12 protein-coding genes are annotated in these 13,134 nt (G+C 71.4%); 6 read left to right on the plus strand and 6 right to left on the minus strand.

Annotated elements, in window-relative coordinates; translation table 11 throughout:
- Positions 1–99 precede the first annotated feature (99 nt).
- Positions 100–723: an HAD family phosphatase gene (locus AB0J88_RS09685; protein WP_364346578.1), complete on the plus strand. Its 624-nt coding sequence runs from the start codon at positions 100–102 to the stop codon at positions 721–723.
- Here AB0J88_RS09685 and AB0J88_RS09690 read toward each other — a convergent pair.
- The 3 genes from AB0J88_RS09690 to AB0J88_RS09700 are packed head-to-tail and all read right to left on the minus strand — an operon-like array spanning position 717 to position 2,527.
- Positions 717–1,226, minus strand: coding sequence for an SRPBCC domain-containing protein (locus tag AB0J88_RS09690; protein WP_364346576.1), 510 nt, complete (start codon positions 1,224–1,226; stop codon positions 717–719). The two genes, AB0J88_RS09685 and AB0J88_RS09690, sit on opposite strands and share 7 nt — an antisense overlap.
- The gene (locus AB0J88_RS09695; protein WP_364346574.1) at positions 1,216–1,542 is read right to left on the minus strand and encodes a metalloregulator ArsR/SmtB family transcription factor; all 327 of its coding nucleotides are present in this window, start codon (positions 1,540–1,542) and stop codon (positions 1,216–1,218) included. Before AB0J88_RS09695 ends, AB0J88_RS09690 begins: the two co-directional genes overlap by 11 nt.
- 58 nt (positions 1,543–1,600) lie before the next feature.
- A complete protein-coding gene (locus tag AB0J88_RS09700) occupies positions 1,601–2,527 on the minus strand; it encodes an NAD-dependent epimerase/dehydratase family protein (protein ID WP_364346572.1) in 927 nt (308 codons plus the stop codon).
- A 135-nt stretch (positions 2,528–2,662) separates the two neighbouring features.
- Here AB0J88_RS09700 and AB0J88_RS09705 point away from each other — a divergent pair, with 135 nt between their 5' ends.
- Positions 2,663–3,610 (plus strand): TAXI family TRAP transporter solute-binding subunit, encoded by a 948-nt coding sequence (locus tag AB0J88_RS09705; RefSeq protein WP_364346570.1) that lies wholly within the window; start codon positions 2,663–2,665, stop codon positions 3,608–3,610.
- Here the strand turns inward: AB0J88_RS09705 and AB0J88_RS09710 are convergent.
- On the minus strand, positions 3,607–5,001 hold the full coding sequence (locus AB0J88_RS09710; protein WP_364346568.1) for a HAMP domain-containing sensor histidine kinase: 1,395 nt from the start codon (positions 4,999–5,001) through the stop codon (positions 3,607–3,609). The two genes, AB0J88_RS09705 and AB0J88_RS09710, sit on opposite strands and share 4 nt — an antisense overlap.
- Before the next feature lie 6 nt (positions 5,002–5,007).
- The gene (locus AB0J88_RS09715) at positions 5,008–5,691 is read right to left on the minus strand and encodes a response regulator transcription factor (protein ID WP_364346566.1); all 684 of its coding nucleotides are present in this window, start codon (positions 5,689–5,691) and stop codon (positions 5,008–5,010) included.
- Between the two features lie 142 nt (positions 5,692–5,833).
- On the opposite strand from AB0J88_RS09715, the gene AB0J88_RS09720 reads away from it, so the two are divergent.
- From AB0J88_RS09720 to AB0J88_RS09730, 3 genes are read left to right on the plus strand one after another with little or no spacing between them, the layout of a single operon-like run.
- Positions 5,834–6,856 carry a tripartite tricarboxylate transporter substrate binding protein BugD gene (locus AB0J88_RS09720; RefSeq protein ID WP_364346564.1) on the plus strand — a complete coding sequence of 341 codons (1,023 nt, stop codon included), beginning with the start codon at positions 5,834–5,836 and terminating at the stop codon, positions 6,854–6,856.
- 2 nt (positions 6,857–6,858) lie between these two features.
- A complete protein-coding gene (locus tag AB0J88_RS09725; protein WP_364346562.1) occupies positions 6,859–7,320 on the plus strand; it encodes a tripartite tricarboxylate transporter TctB family protein in 462 nt (153 codons plus the stop codon).
- Positions 7,321–7,340: 20 nt separating this feature from the next.
- Entirely contained in the window at positions 7,341–8,846 is a 1,506-nt protein-coding gene (locus tag AB0J88_RS09730) for a tripartite tricarboxylate transporter permease (RefSeq protein WP_364346560.1), read from the plus strand.
- A 141-nt stretch (positions 8,847–8,987) separates the two neighbouring features.
- On the opposite strand, the gene AB0J88_RS09735 is transcribed toward AB0J88_RS09730, so the two are convergent.
- Positions 8,988–9,530, minus strand: coding sequence for a hypothetical protein (locus AB0J88_RS09735; protein WP_364346558.1), 543 nt, complete (start codon positions 9,528–9,530; stop codon positions 8,988–8,990).
- 126 nt (positions 9,531–9,656) lie between these two features.
- Between AB0J88_RS09735 and AB0J88_RS09740 the strand changes: the two genes are divergently transcribed.
- Positions 9,657–13,094 carry an NACHT domain-containing protein gene (locus AB0J88_RS09740; protein ID WP_364346556.1) on the plus strand — a complete coding sequence of 1,146 codons (3,438 nt, stop codon included), beginning with the start codon at positions 9,657–9,659 and terminating at the stop codon, positions 13,092–13,094.
- Positions 13,095–13,134: the final 40 nt, after the last annotated feature.

The following is a 13,134-nucleotide window of genomic DNA, read 5'->3' on the forward strand; positions in this document are numbered from 1 at the left end:
CCGTGGACGGTCACTCTCTGGCGGAAGCGCACTCGCGGTGTGGTTGGCGGGTGTTTGCGAAGATCAGGTATGGCTTTGCCGGTGTGCGTTGATGCTGTCGTGTTCGACTGTGATGGGCTGCTGGTCGACACCGAGGCGGCCTGGACGCGCGCCGAGACCGCGATCTTCGCTGAGCACGGGTTCTCGTTCGGCGTCGAGCAGAAGCGGATCGTCATCGGTCGCACGCTCGACGCCGCAGGGGAGGCGATGGCCGACTACTTCGGACCGTCCGACGACGGGTCCGTCCTCGCCAAGCAGCTGCATGACCTCGTCGCCGTCGAGCTTGCTGCCGGGGCCGAGCCGCTGCCCGGCGCCCGCGCGTTGGTCGAGGTGCTGCGCGGGCGCGTGCCGGTCGCTGTCGCCAGCAACAGTCCGCGGGCCTTTGTCGACACCGCGTTGGCCTCCGCCGGGCTTGATGACCTGTTCGACCACGTTCTCGCCGCCGAGGATGTCGTCAACGCCAAGCCCGCGCCCGATCTCTACCTCGCCGCCTGTGCGGTCGTGCGAGCCGAGCCGGGCCGCAGCGTCGCGTTCGAGGACTCGTCGACCGGCGTCGCCGCCGCGCGGGCCGCCGGCATGTTCGTCGTCGGCGTGCCGTCGCTGCCGGGTGTCGTGCTGGACACCGACGCGACCTTCTCGACAGTGGCCGACGAAGCCCTCACTTCATGGGCGGCCGGTCACTGATACGCCGGCGCCAACAACGAGTACAACCGGTTCCAGTTCGGGATCTCCTCCTCGGCCAGGTGCGCGGCCAGGCGGTCCAGGAAGGCGTGCGTGCCGGGCAGGAAGCCCTGGGCGTTGCGCAGTCCCAGCCCGTGATGCGTGAAGACCAGCACCGTCCCGTCGCCGTCTTCCGTGAGCTCGTAGCGCACCACGCCGGCCTCCACGATGCGCTGGTGCCACTCGTGCTCCAGCACCGCCGTCCGCGCCCCGGCACCCGACGGCGGTTGCCACGTCAGGATCCGGCCCGTCATGCGCTTCGCGTCCGGCGGTGCGGGCGGGTCGTGCGGCATCATCGCGATCGTGCCGTCCGCGATCGTCGTCGTGCCGAACCACGTCTCGCGCGCGGCCGGGTCGGTGATCGCGGTCCAGACCGCATCGATGGAGTACGGCAGCCGGCGCCGGAACCTCATGGTGACGGACTCGCCGTCCACCTCCAGCGAACCCAGTCGGTCGTCAACGGTCATCGTCGGCTCCTTCTGAAGACGAGGCCAGGTGCGCCTCGATCGCGTCCAAATGGCGTGCCCAGTGCTCCCGATATCGCCCGAGCCACGCGTCGACCTCGGCCAGCGGCTCCGTGCGCAACGTGTAGATGCGGCGTTGCGCCTGCGCCCGCACCTCGACCAGCCCGACCTCGCGCAGGACCCGCAGGTGTCGGGAGACCGCCGGCTGGGTCAGCGCCGGGAACGCCGACACCAGGTCGCCGGCCGGGCGTGCGCCGTCGGTCAGCAGGTCGAGCATCGCGCGCCGGGTCGGATCGGCCAGCGCGGTGAAGACGTCCACCCGGCCAGTATCACCGTACAGCCATATAAGCGCAAGCTGATACTGGCCAGGCGACGACTCAGGCCAGTAGCCGCCTCTCGTCAGAGGCGGCTAGTGGCTCGATGCCGTCCCGTGGGCCGCCCCGGGCGTTGTCCCACGCCAGGACGTCGGCCACCGTGTCGGTGACCGGCCGATGGGTCAGGCCGGCGGCGACGGCGCGATCGCGGGAGACCAGGTTCGCCGCACCCCATTCCGGATCGGCGATCCAGAGCGGCACTCCCATCCACGGATCGGCGCCCGCCGCCAACAGCCGGGCGCTCGGCACCCACACCAGCTCCTCGCGGGAGCCGGTCACCGCGCGACAGGCGGCGAGCAGTTCGCCGAAGGGCACGACCGGCCCGACCACGTTGAACACGCCACTGGCGGTGGCGCCGACGAGAAAGTCCGCCAGATCGCGTACGTCGACGAACTGGAGCGGATCGGCGTGGTCACCAGGCGCCAGGATCGGTCCCGGCCGCTGGAACCGCCGCGGCCAGTACGAAAACCGCTCCGTCGGATCGTGCGGTCCCACGATGAGCCCGGGACGAGCGACCATCGCGCGGGAACCGAAGACCTCCGACACGACCTGTTCGCAGAGGGCCTTACGGCCGCCGTACGAGTCGTCGGACAACACCGGAGCGCCTTCGACCGGTGGCACGCTCTGGTCGGCGTACACCGAGACCGAGGAGACGAACACATACCTGTCGACGGAGTCCCGCAGCGCCGACGCCGAGAGCGCCACCACCGACGGGAGATAGCCGGCACAGTCGACGACCACGTCGAACCGCCGACCCGCGAGAGCCGACAGGTCGACGGTGCGGTCGCCGACCACGGTCTCCAGGTGCGGATAGAGCTCCGGGGCCGTCTGCCCCCGGTTGAAGAGCGTTACCGACGCGCCGCCGGCGAGCGCCCGGTCGACCACGGCACGGCCGACGAAGCGGGTGCCGCCAAGAACCAACACATGCATGGTGAGCTGTCCTTTACGAGTGGTGAGAGGGCATGCGAAAGGAGGCCGTGCGCAGACATAGCCTCACCTCGATATCTCACCGCTCGCCTCCATCGACGGAGGCGGTGCTCGCCGCAGGACACTAACATCTCGCCCATGGAGGCGCGGTCGAGGATCACGCGGCGGTCGGTGCTGATATCGGTCGGTGGCCTGCTCGTCGGCTGCACGCCGGATCCGCAGCCGGGAACGGTGCGGCTGCGCCTCGCGACCGGTCCGGCCGGCGCCGTCTATCGCCGCATCGGCGGGGCCTTGGCCGCACACATCACCGAGCAGGTGCCGGGCGCCACGGTGACCACCGTGCCCAGCGGGGCGTCCACCGACAACATCCGGATGTTGCGAGCCAACACAGTCCAACTAGGTCTGTCGAGCCTGGACGCCGTCATCACCACCGGCGGCACAGCCCCGGACGGCATCTCCGCGGTGTGCCGGCTCTACGACAGCCACCTGCACCTGGTCGTCCTGGCCGGCTCGGCGATCGACGAGTTCCGCGACCTCGCGGGCAGGCGCGTCTCGCTCGGCGCGCACGACTCCGGCACCGAGTTCACGTCGTCGCGGGCGCTCGCCCTCGGCCCGGTCGACGCCGACGGCCGCAACCTCAGCCAGGCCGAGTCGGCCGCGGCGCTGCGCGCCGGTGAGATCGACGCGATGTTCTCCCTGACCGGGGTGCCCACGCCCGCCATCACGGAGCTCGCGCAGCAGCACCCGATCCGGCTGATTCCGCTGGACCGGCAGGCCGACGCGCTCGTCACCGCCTACCCCGGCCCGTACGCGCCGGCGACGATCCCGGGCACCGCGTACGCCGGCGTCCCCGCCACCCGTACCGTCGCCGTGCCGAACGTCCTGCTGGCCCGCAACGACCTGCCCCACGACCTGGTCTACGCGATCACGGACACGATCTTCACCCAGACGATCACCGCCGCGAGCCGGGGCGACTCCGAGGCCATCCCGGAGGCGTGGCAGATCAACGTGCGCACCGGCATCTCCACCGGGTCGATCCCGCTGCACCCGGGCGCCGCGCAGTGGTTCCGGGACCGCAAGCGCTAGTCGGCCACGAGCGGCAACGCCACGACAGCGGCGAAGCCAGGACCAGAGCCGTCCGGCCGAGGCAGCCCGTCGGTTAATCGCAACGAACCGCCCGCCGCGCCCACCAGGTCGGCGCAGATGGCCAACCCCAGACCGGTCCCGGGTACGTTCTGGTGGCGCGGCGACCGCCAGAACCGCCCGAGTGCCTTGGAGCGGTCGGCCTCGTCCATGCCCACCCCGTCGTCCCGCACGGCGATGGTCACCACCGGGCCGTCCACGGCCGCCGTCACCGCGACGACCGACGCGTCCGAAAGCCGCAACGCGTTGCTGATCAGCTCGTCGAGCACACTGCCCAGCCCACCCGGCGGCTCCAGCAACCGCAAGCCGGGCGGCACCGACACCGACAACGCCTGTCCCGCGGAGAGCGTCAGCGCCCGCCAGCGGTCGACCCGCGTCGCCAGCACCGCGTCCAGGTCGACGGGCGACGCCGTGCGCATGCTCTCCATCCGCGCGCTGGCCTGCAGCGCGTTGAGCATCCGCTGCATCGCCTTGAGCTCGTCGACGGCGACGTCGAAGACCGGCCGGCCGGGATCGGCCAGGTGCGGCGACAGGCTCTCCACCGCCAGCCGCAACGAGGTCAACGGGTTGCGCAACTGGTGCGACGCGTCGGAGACGAAGGCCCGCTGCCGCTGCACGGCGTTCTCGACCGCGTCCATCATGGTGTTGAACGACTGCGCCAGCCGGCGCAGCTCGACCGGCCCCGCCTCGGAGTCGGCGCGGATCGTCAGGTCGCCCTCGGAGATCCGCGCGGTCGCGGCGTCGAGCTTCCGCACGGGACGCAGCACCCACGCGGAGACCGGCCAGGCGACCGCGGCCAACGCCACCAGCGGAAGCAACCCGAGGCCGGCCAGCCGCCCCCACCGCAGCAGGATGCGGTCCCGGGTCTTCGACAGGTCGGAGATGGCGACGACCGCGCCGACCACCTCGCTGTCTCGGCCGACCGGCTCGGCGACCACCAGCGCCGAGTCGTCCCAGGGCGCCCAGTCGCCGGACGGCTCGGACCGCGCGCCGGCCAACGCCGCGGTGACGATCCGGACCAGGGCCGGCTCGGAGCGGGCCGCCTCCTCGTAGGCGCCCGTCGGACCGAGCAGCACCGACCCCGAGACGTCGATGACGACGACCGGGATGCCGTACAGGTCGTGGTAGCGGGACAGTTCCTGGCGCAGCGCCTCGGTGCGCCCGGTGGACAGGGCGGTCTCGGCCAGCGAGGCGAACCGGCCGACGTCGTTGAGGCGGTCGACGTACGTCTCCTGCATCTCCCGCTCGGCCACGGTGATGCTCAGCGGCACCCCGAGCGCGGCGACGAGCAGCACCGCGAGCGGCACCAGCACGACCAGCAGGCGGCGATGCACGCCGGATCAGCCGATCAGCTCCGGCGCCTCGGCGAGGAGCCGGTAGCCGACGCCGTGGATGGTGCGGATCAGCACGTCCGGACCGAGCTTGTGGCGCAGCGCCGCGATGTGGGTGTCCAGGGTGCGGCTCGACGACTCCCAGGTCGCGCCCCAGATCAGGTCGAGGATGACGTCGCGGCTGACCACGTTGGGTGACCGGCGGGCCAGCAGGAGGAGCAGCTCGAACTCCTTGCGGGTCAACGTGACCCGGGTGCCGTCGACATTGACCTCGCGCGTCCCGACGCCGATGCGCATCGGGCCGACGACGAGCGGGCCGTCCGGACTTGACGCGGCGCGGGCTGCCCGGGTGCGCCGCAGCACCGCGTCGATGCGGGCCAGCAGCTCGGGGACGCCGAACGGCTTCACGATGTAGTCGTCGGCGCCGGCGCGCAGGCCGCGTACCCTCTCGTGCTCCTCGGACCTGGCCGTGACCGCGATGACGGCCGTCTCCGGACGGTCCCGCAGCCGGCGGATCACCTCGATGCCGTCACCGTCCGGCAGGCCGAGATCGACCAGGACCACGTCGGCGGGCTCGGCGCGGGCCGCCTCGGCGGCGGTCGCGATGCGGTGCACCTCGAAGCCCGCCTGGGCCAGGACGGTCACCAGACCCCGCGCCACGCGGTCGTCGTCCTCGATGACCGTAACCCGCATACCGGCGGATTCTACGGCCCGACAACCATCCGGTCAGCCATCGAAGTCTTGGGATTCCTCTGACACCATGAGCCGCCGCGCCAGCCGAAACTGAGGCCGCGCATCGACGACGTTGAAACGCTCTGACGAGGAGGGCGCTCATATGAGACGAAACAGCCGGGCCGTCGCGGGGATCGTCGCCGCGATCGGTGTGGTGTCGCTCGTCGCCGCCTGTTCGGACGACGGCGGTGGCGGCGACGGTGGCGGGGGCAACGCCTCGAACTACCCCAACCAGAACATCACGTTCGTCGTGCCGTTCAGCGCGGGCGGCCCGACCGACACCGTCACCCGCATGATCGCCGAGCCGATGGGCAAGAAGCTCGGCGCGCAGATCGTCGTGCAGAACGTCGAGGGCGCCGGCGGCACGGTCGGTGCGGGCGAGGTCGCGCGGGCCGATCCGGACGGCTACACGGTGCTGATGCACCACATCGGCATGTCCACGGCGCCGGCCTTGTACGCGAACCTCGACTACAAGCCGCTCGAGGACTTCGAGATGATCGGGCTCGTCACCGAGGTGCCGATGACGGTCGTCGCGCGCAAGGACTTCGCGCCCGCGACGTTCCAGGACCTGGTGACGTACGTGAAGGCCAACTCCGACAAGGTGACCCTGGCCAACGCCGGCATCGGGGCGGCGTCCCACCTGTGTGGCCTGCTGTTCCAGTCGGCCGCCGGCGTCAAGCTCCAGGAGGTGCCGTACCAGGGCACCGGCCCAGCCCTGACCGACCTGGTCGGCGGCCAGGTCGACTTCATGTGCGACCAGACGACGAACACCAGTGGACAGATCACCGCGGGCAAGGTGAAGGCGTACGCGGTGACCACGCCGGAGCGGGTGAAGAGCCTGCCGGACGTGCCCACGACGACCGAGTCCGGCATGCCCGACCTGAAGGTCAGCGTCTGGCACGGCCTGTACGTGCCGAAGGGCACGCCGCAGGAGGTCGTCCAGAAGCTGTCCGAGGCGCTCAAGGTGGCGCTGGCCGACCAGGCGGTCATCGACCAGATGGCCAAGCTCGGCACCGCGCCCGTCCCCGCGACGGACGCGACACCGGAGGCGCACCGCGCGCACCTGGACGAGCAGCTCAAGACCTGGGCGAAGATCATTGCCGACGCCGGGGTCAAGGCCTCCTGACGATGGAACGCGGAAAGTCCCTCGCGGACATCCTCGCCGGGGGAATCTTCGTCGCGATCGGCGGAGCATTCGTGGTGGGGTCGCTCGGCTACTCGCTGGGCACCCCGCTGCGGATGGGACCCGGCTACTTCCCACTGCTGGTCGGCGCCGTCATGGCTGCCCTGGGCCTGGCGATCGTCGTCAAAGGACTGGTCGCCGGCGAGGTGATCACGCTGACCGCCGTGCCCTGGCGGGCCGTCGCGGCCATCGTGGTCGCCGTGGTCTTCTTCGGCTTCACGGTGCGACGCCTCGGTTTCGTGCCGACGTCGTTCGTGGCCGCTCTGCTCACCACGCTGGCCAGCTCCCGCGTGCGCCCCTGGTGGGCGCTCGCGGTGGCGGCCGGCCTGACCCTTGGCGCGACGCTCATCTTCGTCGTCGGACTCCAGCTGCGGATCCCGTTGTTCGGCCCGTGGCTCCAGTTCTGACGCGTCACCCGGATTGAGGCATGGAACTTCTCGACAACCTCGCGCTGGGCTTCTCGACCGCGTTCCTGGTCCAGAACGTCCTGTACTGCTTCGTGGGCGTGCTGCTCGGCACGGCGGTCGGCGTGCTGCCTGGCATCGGCCCGACGGCGACGGTGGCGATGCTGCTGCCGATCACCTTCAACTTCGAGCCGGTGACGGCCCTGATCATGCTGGCCGGCATCTACTACGGGGCGCAGTACGGCGGTTCGACGACGGCCATCCTGATCAACCTGCCGGGTGAGTCGTCGGCGGCGGTCACGGCGCTCGACGGGCACGAGATGGCCCGGCAGGGCCGCGCCGGACCCGCTCTGGCGACCGCGGCCATCGGGTCGTTCTTCGCGGGCACGGTCGCCACCCTCATCCTCGCCGTGGCTGCGCCTCCGCTGGCCGACGTCGCGTTGAAGTTCGGGCCGGCCGAGTACTTCTCGCTCGTACTCCTCGGCCTGATCGTGTCCATCGCCCTGGCCCGCGGCTCGGCGTTGAAGGCGCTGGCGATGATCGCCCTGGGCATCCTGTTCGGAACGGTCGGGCAGGACATCTACACGGGTACGCCGCGGTTCACGTTCGACCAGCGCTCGCTCTACAGCGGCATCGACTTCGTGTCGGTGGCGGTGGGTCTCTTCGGTGTCGCGGAGATCCTGCGGAACCTGGAGAACGAGTCGACGCGAGCGGCGGTCGTCAGCAAGGTCCGCGACCTGTGGCCGACGCGGGAGGACCGGCGGCGCATCGTCGCACCGATCCTGCGGGGCACGGGTCTCGGGTCGGCGCTCGGCGTGCTGCCCGGCGGTGGGCACGTGTTGGCGTCGTTCACGTCGTACGCGGTGGAGAAGCGGGTCTCGAAGCGGCCGCAGGAGTTCGGTCGCGGCGCGATCGAGGGCGTCGCCGGCCCGGAGTCGGCGAACAACGCGGCGGCACAGACGTCGTTCATCCCGCTGCTGACGCTCGGCCTGCCGGCACACCCGGTGATGGCGCTGATGGTGGGCGCGTTCATCGTGCACGGCATCACTCCGGGCCCGAACGTCATCAACGACGAGCCGGCCCTGTTCTGGGGCCTGATCGCCTCGATGTGGATCGGCAACGTCCTGCTGGTGCTGCTGAACCTGCCGCTGATCGGCATGTGGGTCCAGATGCTCCGCATCCCGTACCCGGTCCTGTTCCCGATGATCATCCTGTTCGCGGCGATCGGCACGTACTCACTGAACTTCAACGCCTGGGACGTGTACGCGATCGTCTTCTTCGGGCTACTGGGCTACATCCTGATCAAGTGCGGCTGCGAACCGGCACCGATGCTGCTGGGCTTCGTCCTGGGACCGCTGCTGGAGGAAAACCTCCGGCGAGCCCTGATCATCTCCCGCGGCGACGCGACGGTCTTCCTGACCCGCCCGATCTCCGCGGTCCTGCTGACGGTAGCGGTGGCGGCCTTGGTGATCGCGGTGCTCCCCACGATCCGCAAACGGCGCGAGGAGGTCTTCACCGAGGACGAGTAGAGCGACGCAGCGAGCAGCCGGCCCGCACCGTCGGTGTGGGGCACGGTCATAGGCTTGGCTGTGTGGACAAGTCGCCGCGGACGAACTGATCGCCACCACTCCTGTCGGCGGCCTCTTCCACTCCACCTGCTGACCAGCCCCTCACCACGTTTGGAACGCGCGTCCCTCGTGCCAGCGGCTCATCCAGTCTCCGGGGTGGTTGACGCGGAACTCGGCCAGGGCCTCGTCCGTGCGGGCGGCGATGACGATGAGGTCTTCCGATCGCCGGAGGATGACGTCGGGGCTCACGTGCCACGGCATGTTCCACTCCATGGCCGGCAGGATGGTGGACAGCGGGGTGAACCCGTCGAAGAGGCCGCGGTCGTAGTCTGTCAGTTCCCGGCCGTCGCTGCGGTCCCCCGCTTCGACCGCGTCACACATCACCAGCTCGACCAGGTTGATCGAGAAGCGGTCCGTGTAGGGCTCCGGGTTGTACGGGAAGTTCCCGATCAGCTGGTAGGCCTCTCGGATCACCTCCGGCAGCCGCACCCCGAGTCGTTGCTCGGCCTCGTCGAGTTCCGCCCGGGTCACGTCGTCCGCCTCCCGGATCGGCTCGGCCCACTCGGCGGCGAACGACCTGATGAAACGCCACACGTCTGCGTACGTGTCGAGCGAACGCAGACCGGCGACGACGTCGAACCCCATGGGGCGAGAGCATAAGAGTCGGTTGGCCGACACGGAGCAACTCCCGGCTGGAGTCGGTCGGCGACTGCGGCGAAGGGTCCTGACCAGAGTCGGCCGCGAACAGGTCCACGTCGGTACGATCCCGGCGTGGATCGCCTCGTCGCCTGGTTGGACACCGGCGACAAGGTCGCGTCTGTCGTTGGCGCGGTCGCCGCGGTGGTGGCGCTCTACCTGGCTGTGCGCGGTGGGCGGCGCGTAAGAAGGTCACGCCGCGCCGTTGACGGCCCGCTGGCCGAGTTGCTGCACGCCCAGCAGGCCGACGCGACCCGGCACCGCTACCGCTTCTTCGGCTACCACGCACCCGCGCTGTCGGACATCTACGTGCGTCCGCGGGCGACGGTCGGCGGCACCGTCGACAGCAGCGTCGCCGATGTCATCGGTCGTGACGCGCACGCCGTGCTGATCGGTGGGGCGGGTGCCGGGAAGTCGACGCTGGTCGCCACCGTCGTGGCCGAGCTCGCCCGGGACGCGATCGCCACCGGGAGTGACAGCGCTGTCGCGATCTCGGCGCTGGACCTCACCGGGACCAGCCTCGCCGCCGCCGGTGTGTCCGCGGCCCGCCGCGACCTCAACGTCGAGCTCCCCGAGGCGCTGTTCAAGCTCCCTCCCCGGCGCGGCGGCCGCTGGCTGGTGCTCGTCGACGGCCTCGACGAGGTCATCGACCGGGACCAGCGGTCCCAGGTGCTGTGGCGACTGCGCTCCATTTTGGACAATAAGAACAGCCACTACCGGCTGGTCGTCACGACCCGTCCGCTGCCCGGCGCCGAGATGTCCGAGCTGGAGCGCGGCGGAGCCGTCGTCTACGAGCTGCGTCCCTTCAACCGCGCCGAGTTCGAGGAGTTCGCGCGGCGGTGGTTCGCCTCGCGCGGATCGCCGAACGCGAGCCTGTTCCTCGCCCGGGTGTCGGGTGCCCGGCTCGGTCCCGTCGCGCGCGTGCCGCTCCTCGCGACGATCGCGGCGCTGGTCTTCGAGCAGGCCGGGGGCGCGGCACTGCCGACGAGCCGGACCGCACTGTACGAGCGCTTCGTCGAGCACCTGCTCGACGGCCGCCGGGAGCTGTCCGAGCTTCGCGGATCGCTCACTGGTGCGCTGAGCGGTCGGGGCCGGTTGAGCGAGGCCGTCGCGACCTGGCTCGAGGCCGACTTCTACGGCGTCGTCAACGACCTCCTGGACCACCTCGGGGCCACCCAGCTCGCGACGGTCGACGCGGATCTCGGCGCGGCCGCGACGGGCTGGTTCGCCGCCCACGCACCGACTCCGTTGGGCGGGCTCGTGCCCGACGCGGATCGACTGGTGCGCGACCTGCTGGTGGCGACCGGGCTGCTCGAGGTCCGGCAAGGACGGCTCCGGTTCGCGCACCAGAGCTTCGCCGAGTTCCTTGCCGCCCGCGGCCAGGCGGACCGCTTCGACGAGGTCGGCTGGCGCGCGGTGGCGCTGAACCCGGCGACGCGCAGCCTGGCCGGGTTCGCGGCCGCCCGCCGACGCGACGCCGACCAGCTGGTGGCCCGGCTGCTCGACGAGTCCGGCGACGTCGTGGCCGCCGGCGACCTGGTGGCGGACGGCGTGCCGGTCGGGGAGACGACCTGGAACCGCGTGGTCGAGTCGCTGCTCACACAGCTCGCGGCCGACGCCGGGGTCGCGGCGGACTGCCTGCGCGTCCTGCGTGAGCTCAGTGTCGACGCGGCGGTGTTGGACCGGCTGGTGGGGCTCGCGCGGGACACCACCGTCGACTTCTGGACGCGGGCGGTGGTGGCGGACGCGGTCGCGGACGTCGACCGCACCCAGGGTGTCCAGCTGCTGCGCCTGGCCGCCCGGGACTTTCCTCCGGAGGTGTCGCGGTGGGCGGCCACCGCGCTCGACGGGCGCGGTGTCGCGCTCGACCTGTCGGCCCGGCGGTCGTTGCAGGACTCGGCGCCGCGCGACTCCGGTGGGTCCCTGGGACGGATCGCCCGGCACGTGCTCACCGAGCGCGTGGGCGACCATTCGCTGACGCACGACGAACGCGTGCAGGCGGCCATTCGGCTCTGTCGGGACGGCGAGCCGGGGCCGCTGCGGGCGCTCGTCGACGAGCCTGGTGTCGAGTACCTGGTGCGTGCCCAGGCGGCGAGCGAGCTCGCGAAGCACGGAGACGACTCGGCGCTGCTCCGCCTGGCCGCGCCGACGCCCGGCGCCGAACCCGAATACTCATGGGGGCTCCCGCGCGCGACGAAACTCCGGTACGCGGTGGTGTGCGAGCTGGTCGACTCCGGACATCCCGCCGCGTACGCGTTGCTGCAGGCCTTGGCCGACGACTGCGCCAACACCCCGATGGCGTACGGGGTCGCGGCCCGCATCGCCGGCTTCGGAGACTTCGGGCGGCTCGAGGAACTGGTCGCCGGTGGAACGCCGGAGCTGGGCGCGGCGGCCGCGTACGCGTTGGTGGCCCGTGCGGGAACGCCGAGCCTCAAACGGGTGGCCGAGTCCGCTCCGACGGGCCGCGTCCGGGCGGTCATCGTGGCCGAGCTCGTGCGCCGCGGCGAGCGTGACGCCATTCCCGCGCTGCGCGAGCTCGTCCGGCGCCGCGGGCTGCCGCCGATCCTCCGCGTCCACGGGCACCACGTGCTGGCGGCGGGGGACGACCCCGCATCCGTGCGCTGGTTGCGCAGGCGGGCCAGGACGCGCGGGATCGCCGCGGCCACGGCGCTGCTGCACCTCGACGACCCGCTCGGCGCCGAGACCCTGCGGGCCGTGGCCGGCTCGCGCCTGAGGTCCGCCCGCAGCCGGGTCAGGGCCGCCACCATCCTCGCCGCGGGTGGCATTCCAGCCACCCTGGTCCGCCTCGCCGTCGGCCCGGCGCGCGGACGCGTGCGCCTGGACGCCTCCGTGAGCATGGCCAAGCACCTGCGTGACCACAGCGCGTTGGCCGCGCTGGTGACGGACGAGAGGGCTTCGACCACGATCCGCCGGCTGGCGGTGGAGCGCCTGGTCATGATGGCGAGCACCCCATCGGCGCACGAGCAGGCGGCGTTGCCGTACGAGGTGCGTGTCGAGCTGTTGCGGGGTCAGTCCCTTCCTGCCCGTGCCTTCGGGCTGGCGTCGGTGGTCACCACGGCGGGTGCCGGTCGCGTCGCGGCCGACCCGTCGCTGCCGGCGGCCGTCCGGATGGGTGCCGTCGCGGCCCTCCCGGACGCGGCGGCGATCGACGTGCTGACCGCGGTCGCCGGCGACAGGTCGGCGCCGACCCGGACCCGGTCGGCCGCGATCGCGGACCTCGTGGATCGCGCGCCCGACGCCGCGCGACCGGTTCTCCGGGACGTCGTCACCAACCTCCCTTTCGGACGGTTGGCGACGTGGCGCCTGCTGTTCCACCTCGTCGCGGGCGTGCTCCCGTACACCGGTGAGCGCCCGTGGCCCGAGTTCGCCGACATCCGCCGACGGGTGGAGAAGGTGTACGACCGACCGTGGCCGGCAACTCCGTTCCGACTCGTCGCACTGCTCGCTCGACCGCCCCGACTGGTCGAGGCCCCTAACCGCGAGACGAGCTGAAATGCCTCCTCCGGCTGCGTATCGTGGCCACGGTCGCACT

It is taken from the genome of Asanoa sp. NPDC049475, assembly GCF_040676915.1.
Lineage (GTDB): Bacteria > Actinomycetota > Actinomycetes > Mycobacteriales > Micromonosporaceae > Asanoa.